At 64.4% G+C, this 19,515-nt stretch carries 18 protein-coding genes; 12 read left to right on the top strand and 6 right to left on the bottom strand.

From position 1 onward, the window contains the following. Positions 1–40: 40 nt before the first annotated feature. Together Q0894_RS10920 and Q0894_RS10915 are read left to right on the top strand one after the other, a co-directional pair. Positions 41–520: a TRAP transporter small permease gene (locus Q0894_RS10920; RefSeq protein ID WP_132044373.1), complete on the top strand. Its 480-nt coding sequence runs from the start codon at positions 41–43 to the stop codon at positions 518–520. Then, on the top strand, positions 510–1,817 hold the full coding sequence (locus Q0894_RS10915) for a TRAP transporter large permease (RefSeq protein ID WP_299235096.1): 1,308 nt from the start codon (positions 510–512) through the stop codon (positions 1,815–1,817). Before Q0894_RS10920 ends, Q0894_RS10915 begins: the two co-directional genes overlap by 11 nt. Here Q0894_RS10915 and Q0894_RS10910 read toward each other — a convergent pair. Beyond that, positions 1,802–2,326 (bottom strand): macro domain-containing protein, encoded by a 525-nt coding sequence (locus Q0894_RS10910; protein ID WP_299235093.1) that lies wholly within the window; start codon positions 2,324–2,326, stop codon positions 1,802–1,804. The two genes, Q0894_RS10915 and Q0894_RS10910, sit on opposite strands and share 16 nt — an antisense overlap. Before the next feature lie 101 nt (positions 2,327–2,427). Here Q0894_RS10910 and Q0894_RS10905 point away from each other — a divergent pair, with 101 nt between their 5' ends. The 9 genes from Q0894_RS10905 to Q0894_RS10865 all read left to right on the top strand — a co-directional run bounded on the left by Q0894_RS10905 (position 2,428) and on the right by Q0894_RS10865 (position 14,122). Beyond that, the gene (locus Q0894_RS10905; protein WP_299235090.1) at positions 2,428–2,667 is read left to right on the top strand and encodes a DUF2798 domain-containing protein; all 240 of its coding nucleotides are present in this window, start codon (positions 2,428–2,430) and stop codon (positions 2,665–2,667) included. Between the two features lie 235 nt (positions 2,668–2,902). Continuing rightward, a complete protein-coding gene (locus Q0894_RS10900) occupies positions 2,903–3,883 on the top strand; it encodes a TAXI family TRAP transporter solute-binding subunit (protein ID WP_299235087.1) in 981 nt (326 codons plus the stop codon). Between the two features lie 133 nt (positions 3,884–4,016). After that, positions 4,017–6,611 (top strand): TRAP transporter permease, encoded by a 2,595-nt coding sequence (locus tag Q0894_RS10895; protein WP_132044367.1) that lies wholly within the window; start codon positions 4,017–4,019, stop codon positions 6,609–6,611. 11 nt (positions 6,612–6,622) lie between these two features. Next, positions 6,623–7,051: a universal stress protein gene (locus tag Q0894_RS10890; protein WP_132044365.1), complete on the top strand. Its 429-nt coding sequence runs from the start codon at positions 6,623–6,625 to the stop codon at positions 7,049–7,051. Positions 7,052–7,309: 258 nt separating this feature from the next. Continuing rightward, the gene (locus tag Q0894_RS10885) at positions 7,310–8,137 is read left to right on the top strand and encodes a DUF2189 domain-containing protein (RefSeq protein ID WP_132044363.1); all 828 of its coding nucleotides are present in this window, start codon (positions 7,310–7,312) and stop codon (positions 8,135–8,137) included. A 197-nt stretch (positions 8,138–8,334) separates the two neighbouring features. Next, positions 8,335–9,660, top strand: coding sequence for a transposase (locus tag Q0894_RS10880; protein ID WP_299235080.1), 1,326 nt, complete (start codon positions 8,335–8,337; stop codon positions 9,658–9,660). 80 nt (positions 9,661–9,740) lie between these two features. Further along, positions 9,741–10,247: a molybdopterin-dependent oxidoreductase gene (locus tag Q0894_RS10875; protein WP_299235078.1), complete on the top strand. Its 507-nt coding sequence runs from the start codon at positions 9,741–9,743 to the stop codon at positions 10,245–10,247. A 42-nt stretch (positions 10,248–10,289) separates the two neighbouring features. Further along, positions 10,290–12,464 carry an ATP-binding protein gene (locus Q0894_RS10870; protein WP_299235075.1) on the top strand — a complete coding sequence of 725 codons (2,175 nt, stop codon included), beginning with the start codon at positions 10,290–10,292 and terminating at the stop codon, positions 12,462–12,464. A 137-nt stretch (positions 12,465–12,601) separates the two neighbouring features. Beyond that, on the top strand, positions 12,602–14,122 hold the full coding sequence (locus Q0894_RS10865; protein ID WP_299235072.1) for an aldehyde dehydrogenase family protein: 1,521 nt from the start codon (positions 12,602–12,604) through the stop codon (positions 14,120–14,122). A 77-nt stretch (positions 14,123–14,199) separates the two neighbouring features. Here Q0894_RS10865 and Q0894_RS10860 read toward each other — a convergent pair whose 3' ends face one another. The 3 genes from Q0894_RS10860 to dauA all read right to left on the bottom strand — a co-directional run bounded on the left by Q0894_RS10860 (position 14,200) and on the right by dauA (position 17,091). Next, positions 14,200–14,688: a CreA family protein gene (locus tag Q0894_RS10860; protein ID WP_299235069.1), complete on the bottom strand. Its 489-nt coding sequence runs from the start codon at positions 14,686–14,688 to the stop codon at positions 14,200–14,202. A gap of 51 nt (positions 14,689–14,739) precedes the next feature. After that, positions 14,740–15,255 (bottom strand): TlpA disulfide reductase family protein, encoded by a 516-nt coding sequence (locus Q0894_RS10855; RefSeq protein ID WP_132042932.1) that lies wholly within the window; start codon positions 15,253–15,255, stop codon positions 14,740–14,742. Positions 15,256–15,348: 93 nt separating this feature from the next. Next, positions 15,349–17,091, bottom strand: a complete 1,743-nt coding sequence (gene dauA, locus Q0894_RS10850) for a C4-dicarboxylic acid transporter DauA (RefSeq protein WP_299235064.1) — start codon at positions 17,089–17,091, stop codon at positions 15,349–15,351. Positions 17,092–17,344: 253 nt separating this feature from the next. Here dauA and Q0894_RS10845 point away from each other — a divergent pair, with 253 nt between their 5' ends. Continuing rightward, positions 17,345–17,797, top strand: a complete 453-nt coding sequence (locus Q0894_RS10845) for a hypothetical protein (RefSeq protein WP_299235061.1) — start codon at positions 17,345–17,347, stop codon at positions 17,795–17,797. 53 nt (positions 17,798–17,850) lie between these two features. Here Q0894_RS10845 and Q0894_RS10840 read toward each other — a convergent pair whose 3' ends face one another. Beyond that, entirely contained in the window at positions 17,851–18,612 is a 762-nt protein-coding gene (locus Q0894_RS10840; RefSeq protein WP_299235058.1) for a DUF1499 domain-containing protein, read from the bottom strand. Between the two features lie 106 nt (positions 18,613–18,718). Continuing rightward, complete coding sequence (locus tag Q0894_RS10835; protein WP_299235055.1) at positions 18,719–19,453, bottom strand: hypothetical protein; 735 nt, start codon at positions 19,451–19,453, stop codon at positions 18,719–18,721. Positions 19,454–19,515: the final 62 nt, after the last annotated feature.

The following is a 19,515-nucleotide window of genomic DNA, read 5'->3' as shown; positions in this document are numbered from 1 at the left end:
CCGGCCCTCGAGGCCGGCCGCTGCCTTGTGAGGTAACCCCATGACGCCTTCCCCGGATGCCAGGCCGGAGCGCTGGCTGGCCAGCCTGGCCCTGGTGATCATCGCGCTGATCAGTCTCGGCAACGTGGTGACTCGCTATATCACCGGTGGCTCGCTGGCCTTTACCGAAGAGCTCTCGGTATTCCTGCTGGTGGTGCTGACCTTCGCCGGCGCCGCCGTGGCGCTGCGGCGTAACGGTCATATCCGCATCGGCATGCTGGAGCGTGCCCTGCCGGTGGGCGCACACCGGGTCCTGATACTCTTCCAGGGGCTTTGCGGGGTGGCGGTGCTGGGACTGATCGCCTGGTTCGGCGCCAAGCTGGCCTGGCAGGAGTACCGCTGGGAGACTCTCTCGCCCGGGCTTGGTCTGCCCCAGTGGTGGTATATCGTCTGGCTGCCGCTGCTGGCGGCGGTGATGCTGGTGCGTCAGCTGCAACAGACCAGGGACCGGCTGCGTGGAGGACTCGACGATGAGTCCTGATCTCTGGATGCTGCTGGCCTTCGCCGGGCTGCTGATCGCCGGTGTCCCGGTGGCCTTCTCCCTGGGGCTGGCGGGTGCCGTAGGTATCCTGGCGGGGTTGTCGCCGGCGATGCTCGCTACCCTTGGCACCAATACCTACAACAGCATCGCCAAGTATCCGCTGATTGCCATTCCGCTGTTTATCCTCACCGGGCTGATCTTCGAGCGCTCCGGGGTGGCGCTGCGTCTGGTGCGCTTTGCCCAGGCACTGATCGGTCCGCGTCACGGCGGGCTGGCGCTGGTGGCAGTGCTGGTGTGCATGATCATGGGTGGCATGAGCGGTTCGGGGCCGGCGGATGCCGCCGCGGTGGCCATGGTGATGCTGCCGAGCATGACCCGGGCGGGCTACCCGAAGCCGTTCTCGGCCACGCTGATCGCCGCCTCGGCCTCCACGGCGATCCTGATCCCCCCCTCGGTGGCACTGATCCTCTACTCCATCGTGGTGCCGGGAGTCGATCTTCGGGCACTGTTCGCCGCCGGGCTCTTCCCCGGTGTACTCGCCGGTCTGGCGCTGCTGGTCCCGGCCCTGCTGGTCTCACGTCGCCATGGTTGGGAAGGTGGTGCACCGGTAGCGGGCGCCGACCCCCTTCGTGTGGGGGAGACCTTCAGGCAGGCGCTGCCGGCTCTGTTCGCGCCGGTGCTGATCCTCGGTGGGCTGCGCTCGGGGCTCTTCACTCCCACCGAGGCGGCGGTGGTGGCAGTGGCCTACGGTGTATTGATAGGGCTCTTCGTGACCCGCGAGCTCAGCCTGCGTGATCTCTGGTCGCTGTTCGGCGAGGCGGCGGTGATCTCGGGGGTGGTGATGCTGATCATCGCGCTTGCCGGCATCTTCGCCTGGGCCGGCACCATGCTCGGTACCTTCCGCCATCTGGCGGAGTGGATCATCTCGCTTTCCGACAACGGGGTGGTGCTGCTGGTGCTGATCATGCTGGCGGTGCTGGCCGCCGGCATGCTGCTCGACGCCATCTCCATCTACCTGATCATGATGCCGATCCTGATCCCGGTGATGCAGCACTTCGGCTGGAATCCGGTCTGGTTCGGTATCCTGCTGGCGATGAACATCGCCATCGGCCAGTTCACGCCGCCGGTGGCGGTCAATCTGATGGTGACCACCGAGGTGGCCAGAATTCGCCTAGAACAGACCGTGGGCTGGGCCCTGCTGTTCGTGGTGGCCATGGCCGCCGCCCTGGCGCTTGTTGCCGTGTTCCCGGAGATCGCGCTCTGGTTGCCGAGGACCCTGGGCTACAACGTCGGCTGATTGCCCTGAAGCGTGTCGAGCAGACGCTGGAAGCAGGCAGTGGTCTCGGCATCGAGGAGCACGAAGCGCACGCACTCGATATGCGGGCAGTCGGGCAGGGTGGCGATCGCCGTCTCGAGCGCTACTCGTGCGGCCTCTTCCAGCGGATAGCCGAAGGCGCCGGCGGAGAGTGCCGGGAAGGCGATGGAGCGCAGGCCCTCGCGTTCGGCCAGCATCAGGGCGTTCCGGTAGCAGTCGGCGAGCAGCGCCTCGGCGGGCCTGTCGACGCCGTAGACCGGCCCCAGGCAGTGAATGACATGGCGATTGGGCAGGGCGAAGGCGCCGGTTATCACCGCCTCTCCCGGGCGGATCGGCGCCAGCGGCCGGCAGGCGTGGTCGAGCTCGGGACCGGCGGCGCGATGCAGGGCCCCGGCCACGCCACCGCCGGGGCGCAGCTGGGCATTGGCGGCGTTGACCACCGCCTCGATGTCGGGTTGATGGGCGATGTCCCCCTGAATGCACTCGATCATGGTATCTCCTGAACGATGCGACCTTCGGGCGCGCTCGGGCAACGGGCGGGATGACGTAGAATGCACGACATTCCCACCCTGCAAGCCTATCAGGAGTTTCGATGTTGTTCCCGCCACGCTTCGCACCGCTCATTTTTGCCGTGCTGATGTCGCTCTATATGGTGACCCTGATGACCTTCGTGATCACCTGGGCCAACACCGGCCTTGGAGAGGGCTTCCTCGGTCGCTGGTGGCAAGCGTTCTATATTGCCTGGCCGATCGCCTTTGTACTGATGCTGGTGGGGGCGCCGCGACTGCAGTGCGTCGCTGCCTGGCTCGTCCGCCAGCCTTCGCATCGGTAACGGACCGGCCCCATGCGGCTCTTGCTGCGCCGCATCATAAGATTAACGCTTCATAAACGCTCGACAAGGCTAGACTGGTGGGTGAATACCTCCGCCGGTCATGATTCGGCGGCTTTGCCTCCGGTCATTATCCCCGGAATGATTTTTTCGCTAAAGTAGAGGAGGGTGGTAGATTCGGGGCCTCTGCGCTCACGACGCTCCGCTCTCTTGCCGACAACGTCAAAGAGGTGTGTTCATGAAACGCCATGCATTCTCTGCTGCTGCCTTCACCGGCGCGATCCTGGGGGCCGCGATGTTCGCCTCGCCGGCCATGGCCCAGGACGAAGAGAAGTTCATCACCATCGGTACCGGTGGCCAGACCGGCGTCTACTATGTGGTCGGCCAGTCCGTCTGCCGCCTGGTGAACCGTCTGGACGACGCCAACATCAAGTGCAACGCGCCCTCCACCGGCGGCTCGGTGGCCAACGTCAACGGCATCAAGTCCGGCCAGCTCGATATGGGTGTGGTGCAGTCCGATGTCCAGTACCAGGCCTACAACGGTACCGGCAACTTCGAAGGCGAGCCCTTTGAAGACCTGCGCGCGGTATTCCGTGCCCATGGCGAGCCGCTGACCATTCTGGCGCGGGCCGACTCCGGCATCGAGACCCTCGATGATCTGGAGGGCAAGCGCGTCAATATCGGCAACCCGGGTTCCGGCCAGCGCAACACCATGGAAGTGGTGATGGAGGCCAAGGGCTGGACCGAAGACTCCTTCTCGCTGGCCTCACAGCTCGATGCCGCCGAGATGGCCTCGGCCCTGGCCGACAACAACATCGACGCCATGGCCTATGTGGTCGGCCACCCCAACGGCTCCATCCAGGAGGCGACCACCACCGTCGACTCACGGCTGATCCCGCTCAACGGTGAGGCGATCCAGGGCATCGTCGACGAGTACCCCTACTACTCCATGTCGACCATCCCAGGCGGCCTCTACAAGGGCAACGACGAGGAGGTCGAGACCTTCGGTGTCGCGGCGACCTTCGTGACCACCGCCGAAACCGACGAGGAGATCGTCTACCAGACCGTCAAGGCGATCTTCGACAACTTCGATCGCTTCAAGAAGCTGCATCCGGCCTTTGCGAATCTCAAGCCGGAAGAGATGGTCTCTTCGGGTCTCTCCGCACCGCTGCACGATGGGGCTGCACGCTACTATCGTGAGCAGGGCTGGATTGAGTGATACAACGGCCTGAGGTGCTTTCACCTCGGTGAAGAATGCGCGGTCACCCGAGGGGGCCGCGCATTCTGTTTGAGATGCCGTGGGAGGCCATCCCGGGCGCTCCCAGGGAAACGTTACAGAGCAGGGCACGCTTATGACTGAGGACAACAAGAGGGCCGCGGGGCAAGAGGTCGATCTCGAGGATATGGTCGCCTCGAGCGACTCCGGGGCCCGCAAGCCGTCCGGCACGCCTGGCAAGCTGCTGGTCAGCATTGCCGCCGCCTGGTCGCTCTTCCAGCTGTGGATCGCGTCTCCACTGCCGTTCATGCTGGGCTTCGGGGTCTTCAACGCCACCGAGTCCCGCTCCATTCACCTGGCCTTCGCGCTCTTCCTGGCCTATATGGCCTATCCCGCGCTCAAGCGTTCGCCCCGTGATCGCATCCCCGTTCAGGACTGGGTCCTGGCGGCCGCGGCGGCCTTCTGTGGTGCCTACATGTTCATGTTCTACGAACAGTTGGCCCAGCGTCCCGGTGCGCCGATACTGCAGGACGTGATCATCGGTGTGGCGGGTATCCTGCTGCTGCTCGAGGCCACGCGACGGGCGCTCGGTCCGCCGCTGATGATCATCGCCTCGATCTTCATCATCTACTCGCTGGCCGGGCCCTACATGCCGGGCATCCTGTCCCACCGCGGGGTCAGCCTCTACGGTCTGGTCAACCATCAGTGGTTGACGACCCAGGGGGTCTTCGGCATTGCGCTGGGGGTCTCGACCAGCTTCGTGTTCCTGTTCGTGCTGTTCGGTGCGCTGCTCGACAAGGCCGGCGCCGGCAACTATTTCATCAAGGTCGCCTTCTCGCTGCTGGGCCACTACAAGGGCGGGCCGGCCAAGGCCGCCGTGGTGGCCTCGGGCATGACCGGCCTGATCTCCGGTTCCTCCATCGCCAACGTGGTGACCACCGGCACCTTCACGGTACCGATGATGAAGCGTGTCGGCTTCTCGGCGGAGAAGGCCGGCGCGGTGGAGGTCTCCTCCTCGGTCAATGGTCAGATCATGCCGCCGGTCATGGGGGCCGCGGCCTTCCTGATGGTCGAGTATGTGGGCATCTCCTACGTGGAGGTGATCAAGCACGCCTTCCTGCCGGCATTGATCTCCTATATCGCGTTGATCTATATCGTTCATCTCGAGGCGCTCAAGGCCGGCCTCCAGGGCCTGGAGAGCAGCAACCCGCCCAAGCCGCTGGTGCGCAAGGCGATCGGCTTCCTCGGAGGCCTGCTCCTGATGATGATCACGGCTCTCGTGGTCTACTATGGCCTGGGCTGGTTGAAGCCGGTGCTGGGTGGTGCGACGCCCTGGGTGGTGGCCGCCGGACTGGCGGTGATCTATGTGGGGCTGCTCAAGGTTGCCTCCCGCTATCCCGAGCTGGAGCTCGATGACCCCGATGCACCCATCTACAAGCTGCCCCAGACCCGTCCCACGGTGATGGTCGGCCTGCAGTTCATCCTGCCGGTGATCGTGCTGATCTGGTGCTTGATGGTGGAGCGCCTCTCGCCGGGGCTGTCGGCCTTCTGGGCCACGGTGTTCATGGTCTTCATCATCCTCACCCAGCGTCCCATCACATCGATCTTCCGTGGGCGCAGTGACATGGCGGCGGACCTGCGCGAGGGGGTCATGGACCTGTGGAGCGGCCTGGTCACCGGTGCCCGCAACATGATCGGCATCGGCATCGCCACCGCCACCGCCGGCATCATCGTCGGTGCGGTGTCCCAGACCGGCGTCGGCCTGGTGCTTGCCGATGTGGTGGAGATCCTCTCCATGGGCAACCTGATGCTGATCCTGATCTTCACCGCGGTGCTCAGCCTGATTCTCGGCATGGGGCTGCCCACCACGGCCAACTACATCGTGGTGTCGGCGCTACTGGCGCCGGTGATCGTCCAGCTGGGTGAGCAGAACGGCCTGCTGGTACCGTTGATCGCCGTACACCTGTTCGTGTTCTACTTCGGCATCATGGCGGATGTGACGCCGCCGGTGGGGCTCGCCTCCTTTGCCGCGGCGGCGGTCTCTGGCGGTGACCCGATACGTACCGGCTTCCAGGCCTTCTACTACAGCCTGCGCACCGCCGCGTTGCCGTTCCTGTTCATCTTCAATACCGACCTGCTGCTGATCGATGTCACCGCCCTGCAGGGGGTGCTGATCTTCGTGGTGTCGACGATCGCCATGCTGATCTTCGCGGCGGCCACCCAGGGGTTCATGATCGCCCGTAACCGCTGGTATGAGTCCATCGTGCTGCTGCTGGTGGCCTTTACCCTGTTTCGGCCGGGCTTCTGGATGGATCAGCTCCATGACCCCTATCAGGAGATTCCGCCGGCACAGTTTGTCGAGGCGCTTGGCAGCGTGGACGAGGAGAGTACGTTGCGGTTGCAGATCCTTGGCGAGGATGACTTCGGTGATCCGTTGACCACCTATATGCAGCTGCCGGTGCCGAGTGGCGAGACCGGCGAGGAGCGGCTGGAGAACCTGGGCCTGGAGCTGATCATCGAAGAGGACAGGGCCGTGGTCGACATGGTGACCTTCGGCAGCGAGGCGTCGGACCTGGGCTTCGACTTCGACCAGGAGATCATTCAGGTACTCGCGCCGGTGGATCGCTGGACCAAGGAGCTGATGTGGATTCCGGCCTTCCTGGTCTTCGGCCTGGTCGTAATGTTGCAGCGTCGACGGCGTGATCGTGACGCCGCTGCGGCGTCTGCCTGAGGGAGAGTGTCATGTATCAGAAGATCATGTTGACGGTGGACCTCAACGAGGAGGCCTCCTGGGCCAAGGCGCTACCGACGGCGCTGGCGCTGTGCCGCAGCTTCGGAGCGTCGCTGCATGTGGTGACGGTGCTGCCGGACTACCGCATGCCGCTGGTCGGCTCCTATTTTCCCAAGGATTTCGCCAAGAAGGCCCATGCGGCGATCACCGAGGCGCAGCACGAGTTTATTCGCGAGCACGTGCCTGACGATATCACGGTCCAGAGCGTCATCGTCGATGGCTCGCCCTGGGAGGCGATCGTCAAGGCGGCGAAGAAGCTCGAGGTGGACCTGATCGTGATGGCCTCCCATAACAAGCGCAAGTTCGCCGATTACGTGCTGGGGCCGAATGCCGAGCATGTGGTACACCACTCCAGGGTATCGGTAATGATCGTGCGTTGATCGCGGCAGGCATCCTGCCGCACCATTCGGTTTCGCAGAGGGCCTCGACATCGCGTCGGGGCCCTCTGCGTTCTGGCAGTGACCTGAGCGTGGAATGAGATCGGCGCGATTTCCGGCAGAGTTGATCCCGATCAACTAGATTAAGGCATAGTTAACGATAGACCCTCGTTAATGCGTTTCGATGACCCGGTGATGATCCGAGGCCATCCACGCGGCGCCCGAGTCGGTCGGGCACTCGTCGGCGAAGAGAGGTGACTCATGAATGCGGCAACTGAGAAATCACGGGACGCGTCGGCAGGGCCCGGCGTGAAGATCACCATCCAGCCGGTCGGCATGGAGCGACCCAGGGCCTGGCTCGCCGCCGGCATCGAGGATTTTCGCCAGGCTGCCGTCGTCAGTCTCGCGTACGGCATGTTCTGGGTGGGGCTGAGTATCGCCGTTACCGTCGGCGCCATCTATCTGGGCCTGTGGCACTGGCTGCTCCCGCTGGTGGCGGGCTTCATGTTCATTGGCCCGCTGGTGGCGGTAGGCTCCTATGGCATCAGTCGTGCACTGGAGGCCAGTCGCGCCCCGCATCTTGGGGATGCCTTCGGCGCCTGGCGGCCCCATGCCGGCCAGCTGGCGATGATGGGGGTCATGATGATGATCTTCTTCCTCGCCTGGATTCGTGTGGCGACCCTGCTGTTTGCCCTCTTCTTCGGCTTCGAGGTGCCAAGCCCGACGGATCTCTATGCCGCCCTGCTGACAACCCCCCAGGGGCTCGGCATGATCGCCGTCGGTACCGTGCTGGGAAGCATCCTGGCCTTTGGCGCCTTCGCCATCAGCGTAGTGGCCATTCCGACCCTGATGGATCAGGATCTGACCTTCATGGAGGGCATCGAGGCCAGCATTCGTTCGGTATCCAGAAACTTCCGTCCGATGCTGCTCTGGGCCGCGATTCTCACCGGCTGTGTGCTGGTCGGGGTGTTGACCTTCTATATTGGTCTGGCGCTTATCCTGCCGGTGCTGGGCTTCGCCAGCTGGCATGCCTACGAGGACCTGGTGGTCATCAAGCCCCGGGAGGAGAAGCACGACCTCCACGGCTGACCGTCGTTACTCTCCTTCGACCAGGCATCATGCCGGGGGCGACCATGCCCCCGGCCTTCGTTGAGCAAATCGGCCGCGCATCCTACGCATCGACGCGGAGCGTGATGCGCTAGTTAAGCGGCGAGCCTTGGCAAAAGCCAAGGCGTTTACTGGATAAATATCAGCTAATGGCTTAGCCTTTTTCCATGACTCGAACCTTGATTCGCACGGACAAGTGGCCTCTACACGCCACGGCGCAGCAGCGACACCTGGTGCGCTTGACGCTGGCGGAATACCGACAGTTCTGCCGTGCGTTGTCGGTGGTGGTACTGAGCAACTGGCCATCGCTACAGCAGGCACCGAGTTTTGCCGCTGCCGTGGAGCGGCTGATGCACCCTACCAAGAAAAACCCCTCGCCTCGCCACCTCTACTTCGCCAAGCGTTTCTACAAGTTCCCGTCCTACCTTCGCCGGGCGGCCATCGAGTTTGTCAAGGGCCAGGTATCCAGTTACCTGACCCGCTATCGGGCCTGGCAGTCGGGCGATCGCGCTCGCCGCGACGCCAAGCCACCACGCTTCAATCCGATCGCCGGCTGCTATCCGGTGATGTACCGCGGGCAGTTGGTCAAGTTCGATGCTGAGTTCACGACTGCCAGCCTGAAGCTGTGGGACGGCAATGAGTGGCTGTGGCATGAGGTGGCCATCAAGGCGGTACGCCAACGGCATCACCTGGGTACCATCAAATCACCGACGCTGGTACTCAACCGGCGCTGCCACCTGGCAGTGCCGGTAGAGATGACGCCACCCTCTCTTCCCGATCGACAGCGCGTCTGCGCCGTTGATCTGGGGATCAATACGCTGGCCACGGCCAGCATCGTGACACCGAACGGCACCGTCGCGGCGAGGGGGGGCTTCCACCCCGCCGCGGACATGGACCGTCGTGACAAGCGCGCCACGCTGATCCGCCGCAAGGCGCGCAAGACCGCCAAGCTCTCGAAAGGGTTTGGGCGGACGTGGTACCGCAAGGCCCAGCACATCAACGAGCAGATGGCCCAGCAGACCTCCCGCCGACTGGTCGACTTCGCCCTGGAGCATGGGGCCGATGTGATCGTGCTGGAGGATCTGAAGGGCTGGCGGCCCAGGGCCGGCAAGAAGCGGTCGGGACTGCGCCAGCGCTTCCACCACTGGCTGCATCGCCGACTGGCCACGCTGATCGAGCAGAAGATGGTCGAGGCCGGCGGCCGGGTCGTCCATGTCTACCCGCGAGGCACCTCCTCCTGGGCCTTCGATGGCTCGGGTCGCATCAAGCGGGACAAGGCGCAGCACGAACTCGCCACCTTCCAGAACGGCAAGCAATACAATGCGGATCTCAATGCCAGCTACAACATCGGCGCCCGCTACTGGGCCTGGAAATACAAGCTGACCCGCCGCAAGGACGGGCAGTTGTCAGCGGGCAAACGTTCCCCTGACAAACCGAGAACGCCGGTCACGCTCTCAACGCTCTGGCGGCGAGAGCCTGAAGCCCCGCATCGATACGTCGCATGATGCGTGGGTGCGTTCACCTGACCATACCGATGTGATCGCGTAGTCTGACGCACCAAACTCGATTGAAGGGGATGGCCGTCATGCGCCAGACGATCGTTATTTGCCTCGCCTTCCTGCTGGCCGGTCTGCCCGCATCCGCTATCGGCGATGGGCTGCCTGCGCCGGAAGGCGAGGTGTTGCTGACCGTCACCGGGAATATCACCCACACCAATGCCGGCAGCCAGGCGCACTTCGACCGCGAGCTGCTGGGGAGTCTCTCGCCACTGACGGTCTGTACTCGAACCCCATGGCACCGTGCGACCAGCTGCTTTCGGGGCCCTCTGATGCGCGAGGTGCTCGCGGCGGTGGGGGCGCAGGGCGATAGTATCGTCGTGCAGGCCCTGAACAAGTTTCGAGCGGAGATTCCCGTTCAGGAGCTGCATGACTATGACGTGATTCTGGCCATGAGTCGTGATGGCGAGCCGATGCCGATACGCGAACTCGGCCCGCTCTTCGTGCTCTATCCCTTCGGTGATCATCCGGAGCTGCATACCGAAGCGGTGCGCTTTCGTTCGGTATGGCATGTGGCCAGCATTCATGTGCGCTGATTGCATATGCGGTGATTGGGCGCACTCGACAGGGGGTGGCGGATGTTGAGGTTGCCCCTGCGGCTGAGGCTGGGGGCGATCAGCGCCCTGGTGCTGTTTGCCGCGGCCCTGATCGTGGTCAGCCTGGTTGCCTGGCGCCAGGATAGCCTGGTGGGCAGAGTCGCCGAGGGGACCGGTTGGCACGCCTATCGGATCGACCGTGAAACCGTCCAGATGCGCAGCTATCTGGTACAGCCCGATGCCACCCTCGACGGGCTCCGGCTGCGCTTCGAGCTGTTCTATAGCCGCATGCATATGCTGGGGCAGAGTGGCGTTGCCGAACTGTTGGCGAAGGCACCCGCGGTAGTCGAGCTGCTCGAGGATATCGAACGCCGGATCGGTGAGCTGGACGGCATGATCGGCGAGCTCGAGGCGCTCACTACCGAAAGCCGGCAGCGTCTCGAGGAGCGTCTGGAGATACTGGGAAGCCGCACCGAGCGCCTGGTGATTGCCGTCAATGGCTACCTGGCCGAGCGTGCGACCCTCCAGCGTCGTCAACAGCAACGACTCCATGGCCTGCTGTTGCTGCTGATCCTGGCCATGAGCTTCTCCGCGCTGCTGGTTGCGGTCATGTTGTTCCGCGAGGCCCGCGACAATGCCACTGCCCGCCGTGATCTGGAAATACTCAGCCATCAGCTACAGGCAGCCGTGCGACGTGCCGAGTCGGCGAACCAGGCCAAGTCGGAGTTCCTGGCCACGGTGAGTCATGAGATCCGCACGCCTCTCAACGGTGTCATCGGCATGAGCGACCTGCTGCTGGAAGAGCCTCTTGCGGAGCGACCTCGTCAGTATGCGACCACCCTTCATGACAGCGCCAACCTGCTGCTGGGGCTGATCAATGAGTTGCTGGACTTCTCCAAGATCGAGTCCGGGCATCTCGATCTGGAGTGCCAGCCATTATCGCTTGCCACGCTGGTGGAGGGGGCGGTGACGGTGTTCATGGCGCGCGCCGAGTCACGCGGGATCGGACTCGAGGCGCGAATCTCCGAGGAGCTGCCGGCCTGGGTGATGGGGGATCCGGCGCGACTGCGCCAGGTGCTGCTCAATCTGGTGTCCAACGCCGTGAAGTTCACCGGGGAGGGGGAGGTCATTGTCGAGGCGACGCCCGAGGGTGCCGATACCCTGCGCCTCGAGGTGCGTGATTCGGGGTGCGGCATCCCAGCCGAGCAACACAAGCATCTCTTCGAGCCATTCCGGCAGGGCGATGCTTCCATCGCGCGACGCTTCGGTGGCACCGGCCTGGGCCTGGCGATCTCGCGTCGTCTGATCGACGCCATGGGGGGACGCCTCGACATGCAGAGCGAGCCCGGGATCGGCAGCCGCTTCTGGTGCCTGCTGCCGCTGGTGCCCGCCACCGAGCCGGTGCGGGACGCCGCTGCGCGGCGCAGCGCGAGCAGGCAACTCTCCGGGAAGCACCTGCCGGGGGCAGAGTTGCTGGTAGTGGAGGATAACCCCGTCAACCAGCGGGTCGCCCGTGCGATGCTCGAGCGGCTGGGCTGCCGGGTAAGCCTGGCCGACTCGGGGAGCGAGGCGTTGACCCTGACCCGGCAACGGCAGTTTGACCTGATCTTCATGGACGTGCAGATGCCGGATATGGATGGGTTGGAGGTGACTCGCCGCCTTCGTCGGCGCCAGGGCTGGCTGACCGAGGTGCCCATCGTGGCGATGACCGCCGGCGGCCCGGGAGGCGAGCCATCGAGCTGTCTGGCCGCGGGGATGAATGGCTATCTTGCCAAGCCTCTGCTCCCGGAGCCCCTGCTGGAGGTGTTGAGGCGTCACCTGGGGGGCGACGAGGGAGAGCCGGGGGAGCCGCTGGTCATGAGCCAGCAGGCGCTGCTGGATCCTCGGGTCCTGAACTCTCTGCTCGACTCTCTCGGAAAACCGGGGCTTACGCGGCTGGTGGCGCTTTACCGCGACCAGAGCGGGGCGCACCTCGCTCAGATCACCTCGGCACTCGCGTCGAGTGACGCCGACCGATTGCGCCATGCCGCGCACCAGCTGAAGGGGGAGTCCTCGAGCCTGGGGACGGTAACGGTAGCGGAGTTGGCGGCGCGGATCGAACGCCTGGCTGCCGAAGGAGAGTTGGCGTCGATACCCCCGGTTCTCGAAGCGCTGCAAGTCCGTCTCACCACCACTCTGGTCTCCCTGGATCATTGGGACGAAATGTCTCAGGCCTGAGATTCAGTGGAAGAGCCAGTCCAGAGGAGTGGCTGTCAAGGAGAGTGGTTTCGACCAACGGAGTATGTCATCGGTTGCTGTCACGACCAAGAATGGCAGGGCAGTGTCCATACAACGATAATACTCAGGAGCATGCCATGATCTATGCCAACCCGGGCCAGTCCGGTGCGGTCGTCGACTTCGAGTCGCGGTACGGCAACTATATCGGGGGCGAGTTCGTTCCGCCGGTCAAGGGGCAGTACTTCGACAACGTCAGCCCGGTCAACGGCGAGGTATTCTGCGAGATTCCCCGCTCCGGCGCCGAGGATATCGACAAGGCGCTGGATGCGGCGCATGCCGCGGCACCGGCCTGGGGCAAGACCTCCGCCGCGGAGCGCTCCAACATACTGCTCAGGATCGCCGATCGCATCGAACAGAATATCGAGATGCTGGCGGTCGCCGAGACCTGGGACAACGGCAAGGCGGTTCGCGAGACCCTCAACGCCGACCTGCCGCTGGCCGTCGATCACTTCCGCTACTTCGCCGGCTGCATTCGTGCCCAGGAGGGCAGCGCCGCCGATATCGACGCCAATACCGTGGCCTATCACTTCCATGAGCCGCTGGGCGTGGTGGGGCAGATCATTCCCTGGAACTTCCCGCTGCTGATGGCCGTCTGGAAGCTGGCGCCGGCCCTGGCCGCGGGCAACTGCGTGGTGCTCAAGCCCGCCGAGCAGACGCCCGCCTCGATTCTCAAGCTGATGGAGGTGATCGGCGATCTGCTGCCCCCGGGCGTGGTCAATATCGTCAATGGCTACGGTGCCGAGGCGGGCCAGGCGCTTGCCGGAAGCCCGCGCATCGCCAAGATCGCCTTCACCGGCTCGACCCCGGTAGGCGCGCATATCCTCAAGTGTGCCGCCGAGAACATCATTCCCTCCACCGTGGAGCTGGGTGGCAAGTCGCCGAACATCTATTTCGCCGACATCATGAATGCCGAACCGGCGTTTATCGACAAGGCCGCCGAGGGGCTGGTGCTGGCCTTCTTCAACCAGGGTGAGGTGTGCACCTGCCCCTCCCGTGCCTTGATCCAGGAGTCCATGTACGACGCCTTCATGGCCAAGGTGATGGAGAAGGTCGGGCAGATCAAGCGCGGCAACCCGCTGGATACCGATGTCCAGGTGGGGGCCCAGGCCTCCCAGGAGCAGTTCGACAAGATCATGTCCTATATGGATATCGCCCGGGAGGAGGGGGCGGAGGTGCTCACCGGCGGTGACAAGGCGAGCTTCGATCCGGCCTATGACAAGGGCTTCTATATCGAGCCGACGCTGCTCAAGGGCCACAACAAGATGCGCGTCTTCCAGGAGGAGATCTTCGGGCCGGTGGTGGCGGTGACCACCTTCAAGGACGAGGAGGAGGCGCTGGCGATCGCCAACGATACCGAGTTCGGCCTCGGTGCCGGCGTCTGGAGTCGCGACATCAATGTGGCCTTCCGCATGGGGCGTGGCATCCAGGCCGGTCGCGTATGGACCAACTGCTACCACCAGTATCCGGCGCATGCGGCCTTCGGCGGCTACAAGAAGTCCGGCGTCGGTCGAGAGACCCACAAGGTGGCCCTCGAGCACTACCAGCAGACCAAGAACCTGCTGGTCAGCTACGACATCAATCCGATGGGCTTCTTCTAACCTCATGCCATTCGGGGCGCTGCTCCGAATGGCTTCGATCCCGTCGGCCGCGCCATCCGGCGTGGCCGACCCCCTCCCTACTCGCCGACGGGTGCCTGCCAGGCCTGGGTGTTCCAGAGTGGCACGCTGCTCAGGGCATGCTTGAAGCTGCCGCTGGTCTCCTTGGTGCTGTAGACCAGATACAGCAGCGTCTGGTTGTCGGCGTCGAAGATGCGGCGCACCTTGAGGCTCTTGAACAGTACACTCTTGGATCGGCGATAGAGCAGCTCGCCACTCGCCGAGGTGTCGATATCCGCCAGCATGGCGGGGGTGATGGGACCGGTCTGGCGGCAGGCAAGGCTGCTGTCGGAAGGGTCGGCGAAGTCGAGGTCGGCCTCGATATTGCTGAGGTGACAGGTCACCCCGGGAACCTTGGGGTCGGTGAGCCTCTCGATCTTGATGTCCTTGGTGGTGAACAGGCCCAGCGAGACATCGCCCACTTCGTTGTCGTTGCCACAGCCGGCAAGCAACAAGGAGAGTGTGGCCAGGATCAGCAGAGGGGTAGGGCGGGAGCGAACTCGAGGCATTGGGGATCCTGTCGGTATCGAGGAGAGTCTTCTCTTGGCGGCAGCGTGATTCTACCTCCTCGCGTCGTCCGCCGTCCCCTGGGGTCCGCTCGCACCGAGCCTTTCGGCCTCCTGCAGCAACTGGCCCAGATGCACGCCCAGCGTCAGATCCTCCTCGATGCCGAAGTGACGGTAGCGGAGCCGGCCGCGGATATCGATCAACAGCGTGGTGGGAGTGCCCTCCAGTGCCCAGGCGCGCATCGTATATGGTCGAGGATCGTCATCGCGGCTGGCGGTATCGACGCCGACCGGGAAGGCGTAGCGGTTCTCGGCCAGAAAGACCGCCAGCGCATGGGGCGTCATCACGTCATGGTGTTCGAAGACGCTGTGAAGCCCCACCACGCTCAGCGGAACATCGACCAGCCGGCGGGCAATCCGCTGGGTCTGCGGCAGGCCGTGGAGGACACAGCCGGGACAGAGCATCTGGAAGACATGGACCAGTACCACGCGCCCCCGCAGCATACCGAGCGTCAGGGGCGTGTCGCAGTTGAGCCAGCGGCTCACCCGCCAGTCGGGTAGTGCGGCCATGGTGACCTCATCGAGTGGCCGTGGGTTCTCTTACTATGGTCGAGAAGTTACCCTGACGGCCAGTCTCCCCTGGACCCTACGCAGCCGGGTGGCCTAGCCCGATGAGCCCGCCAGCCAGCGTTCGGCGAGGCGTAGTGCATGGCCCTGGTTGGTCACCATCGCCAATCGGCCCGCTTCACGGTGCAGGCCGGCGCGGCGCAACTTGAGGATCAGCGGGGCCGGCAGTCCCACGAATACCAGGCCGATGCCGCGCTCATGCAGTTCCTCGGCTAGGGTCCGCAGGGCGACGATGGCGGTGGCGTCGAGGCTGGGCACATCATGCATATCGAGCAGCATCACGCGGATCTCCCTATCGACTACCTGCAGCGACGAGATCGCCTTCTCGGCGGCGCCGAAGAACAGCGGGCCGTCGATATCGTAGAGAGCCACTCCCGGTGGCAGGTCCATGTTGCCGTCATGATCACTCTCGTCGAGCCGACGAGTCTGTGTCACTTCGGCCATGCGACGGATGAACAGCGCCGCCGCCAGTCCCATGCCCACCGCCACCGCCAGCACCATATCGAACACCACCGTCAGCGCGAAGCAGATCACCAGGATGGCAACATCGCTGGCCGGGGCACTCTTCAGGGTGTGGGCGAAGTGCCGTGCCTCGCTCATGTTCCAGGCGATGATAAACAGCAGGGCAGCCAGTGCCGCCATGGGCACCAGGGCCAGCACTCCCGACAGCAGTACTACCGCCAGCAGTACCACCAGGGCATGAATGACGGCGGCCAGCGGAGAGAAGGCGCCACTGCGGATATTGGTAGCGGTGCGTGCCAGTGCCGCGGTGGCGGTGATGCCACCGAAGAAGGGCGCGATGATATTGCCCAACCCCTGGCCCACCAGTTCGGCATTGGGGTCATGGCGGGAGCGGGTAAGGCCATCGGCCACCACGGCGCACAGCAGCGACTCGATGGCGCCCAGCATGGCGATGGCGAGAGCCGGGCCCAGCAGTTCGCGAATCAGGTCAAAGTCAACCACCAGCGGAGTGCCGTCCGGACCGGGAAGCTGCCAGGGCAGCACCAGGCTCGGAGCGAAAGGCGGGATGCCGCTGCCGCTCTCGCCGTGAAGGGTCCAGCTGAAGCGCGAGGCGATGGTGTCGATCTCGATGCCGGCGGCTCCCGCGGCCAGGGCCGCCAGGGTACCCACCGCGAGCCCTGCCAGCGGGGCAGGAACCGGCAGCTTGAGCCGCGGCCACAGCACCAGGGTGGCGAGCGTGATCAGGCCGATGCTCAGCTCGGCGGGGGCCAGCTCGGACAACGCCTTCAGGATTCGCAGCGCATTGCCCGGCGTGCTTTCGCCAAGCTCGAGCGAGAGCCCCAGGAAGTCCGGCAGCTGCAACAGGGCGATGACCACGGCGATACCGGCGGTAAAGCCCAGTACCACCGGGTAGGGGACGAACTGTATCAGGCTACCCAGTCGCGCCAGGCCCAGGGCCATCAGGATCAGTCCGGCCATCAGGGTGGCGATCAGCAGTCCGCCGATGCCGTGGTTGGCGACGATGGGGAACAAGATCACCACGAAGGCGGCGGTGGGGCCGGAGGCGTTGAAGCGCGAGCCGCCGGTGAGGGCGATGATCGCGCCGGCGACGATGGCGGTATAGAGGCCGTGCTGGGGGGGAACGCCGGTGGCGATGGCCAGCGCCATGGAGAGCGGGACGGCGACGATACCGATGGTCAACCCGGCGAGCAGGTCGCGACGCAGCTCGGCCAGGCCGTAGCCCCGGCGCCAGGCGGCAACAAGGGCGCTGCCAGGAAGCGGAACCCGGTAACCCTCGTTATCGGAGGAGCGAGACATGGCAACTCCTTTGCTTGCTAAAGAGCGGAGCTATTACGTTACGCCTTTATGTTGCGATGCCGCAAGGCTGCCCGGCTCGCTTGACAATACGGGTGAACCAGACCTGGGCCTATCTGAATGCTAGCCCGTTGTTCCTCTTCTGATTCCTCCGGAGCATTGCCAGGATGAAGCGAGGTGGTAACGAGAATGGACTACGCTGGGCTTAGGTCCACAGGACCCGATCGCTCATCTGGATACGCTCAAGAGGTGCAAGATGACCACTTCAACGCTTACTGGCAAGACTCCGCTACGGTGCATGCTGTTTTCCCTGCTGTTCGCCGCTCCCCTGATCATGGCCAACGATGGCCATGATCTCACCTTCGAGGGGGATGGGACCTTCAATGGGGCGCATGGCGGCCAGGAGGTCCATGCGGCTGTCGTCGATGCAGGCACCGGCGACGTGATAGCCACGAAATCCGGTACCGTCTCCGCCGATGAGGCCCCGGCCTTCTCGCTTGATTTTCCCGGCGTGCTGAAGGAGGACGGCAGCTACGAGGTGCACTACTGGATCGACTCCAACTTCGGTGGAGGCAGCGAAGGGGCCTGTGACCCCAAGGGCACCGATCATCAGTGGAGCGTATCGCTGGAGGCGACCAGCGAAGCACTGACGCATGAAGAAACTCATCGGCCAGCGGAGCAGACCGACGTCTGTGCCACCTTCGAATAATGTGTCGGGCCGGCCTGGCGCTGTCGGTCGGCCCAACGGCGAGCCCCGAAAGATTAGTCAGCCGACTCCAGGCGTCGCACCAGGTCGTCCATAAAGGTCAGGATGCGCGCCGCGTTGGTGCCGACGTCGCTGACCCCCAGCCGGGAGGCGGAGCGCATGTCTACCCGAGTGCCGTCATCCGTCTCGTTCAGTCGGATCACCACATCATCCTTGAAACCGAACCAGGTCGTGGTTGCCGTGGCCTCGATTCTTGTGTCACTGACCGCGGCAACGTCCCACCCGGCACTGGCTACCCCGGCTTCGGCGGCCTCTCGTACCGCCTCTAGAGGCGCATCGAGTATCAACGGCTGGATCGCCGGATAGGCGTCGCGCTGCTGCTGTGCGGTCGTTTCGCCGGGATACTCCACCGCATTGGGCGCGGCCCTGCGTGCCTCGATAAGAGCCACGAAGGCGGGCGGGTCCTGCATATCGGTGGTGATGTCATGGATCGGCGGCACCGCCTGGGCCTGCTGAAGCTGCAGCCAGGGTATGGCGACCAGTGCTCCACCGGCCAGTATCACCAGGCTGCCGAGCAGTGCGGGCAGGGCGCGACGAGTGACGAGGGCAATCAGCAGAGCCACCAGACCCAGTCCCGCAGCGCCGAGGGCGGTAAAGGCACCGTAGCGCAGCAGGCCGAAGGCATTTCCCAGAGTAAGCAGATCCATGCGATAGGCCGGGCCAGACAGGGCCATCGCCAGGGCCGCCAGGGTGGTGAGGATGCCTCCGACCAAGGCCACCTTGAAGGCCGGTCCCTGGTGTCTGCGGTCAGTCGTCATTGGCAAGATCCGGTAGCTATCGGTCATCAGCCAGCAGTCATCAGCCAGCATGAAAAGGGGCCGGGTGTGCCCCGGCCCTCTTCCACTACTGGTTCAGCGTAGCGTATCAGTCGTTGCCATTGCCATTGCCATTGCCATTGCCATTGCCATTGCCATTGCCATTGCCATTGCCATTGCCATTGCCATTGCCAGCGTGGTGGCCGTGCCGCTTGCCGTGGGCCATGCGGGCGGTCTGCTGCATCTCCTCGAACTGCTCATCGTTCAGCAGCTCGGCCAGTGCGGCTCGGTGCTCGTCGCGGAGTTTCTGGTAAGCCTCGCGACGCTCTTGACGGGAGTCGAAGTCACGATCGCGCAATTCGGCCATCTCGGCATAGTGAGCCTGGCGCAGTTCGCGCAGCTCGTCACGCTCCTCGTCGGAGAGGTCCCAGCCGTCGACCATCGCACGCATGCGGTGCTGCAGGACCTCGGCCGAGGGCTGGTGCCTGCTGGCGTGGTGCTCCTCGTGCATCTCGCGGCGTGCCTCGTCGAGAGCGCTCCGCTGCTCGTCACTGAGCAACTCGTCGATACGCTCACGATGCTCCTCGCGCAGCTCGGCCATCGCTTCGCGATGTTCGCGGTGGGCGCTCTCGAGGGCTGCGCGAGTCTCCGCATCGAGTCCGGCACGCTCGAAGAGTTCAGCGCGTTTCTCGGCGTGGCGTTCGGCGCGGGCTTCCTGCCACTGCTGGCGACTCTCGGCACGCTCGCCGTCGCCGGGCGCAGCGCTGGCCTGGAGTGCCAGCGGGGCGATCGCCATGGCGAGGAGGGCGGGGGCAAGCATCTTGCGGTAGCGTCTGGTCTGCATGAGAAGACTCCTGTTTCTCCTGGGTTGACAACGACTACCTTGCGCCGGCCCTGTGCAAGGGC

It is taken from the genome of uncultured Halomonas sp. (genome assembly GCF_947501415.1).
Classification (GTDB): domain Bacteria; phylum Pseudomonadota; class Gammaproteobacteria; order Pseudomonadales; family Halomonadaceae; genus Halomonas.
This window is presented reverse-complemented; position numbering and strand designations above follow the sequence as displayed.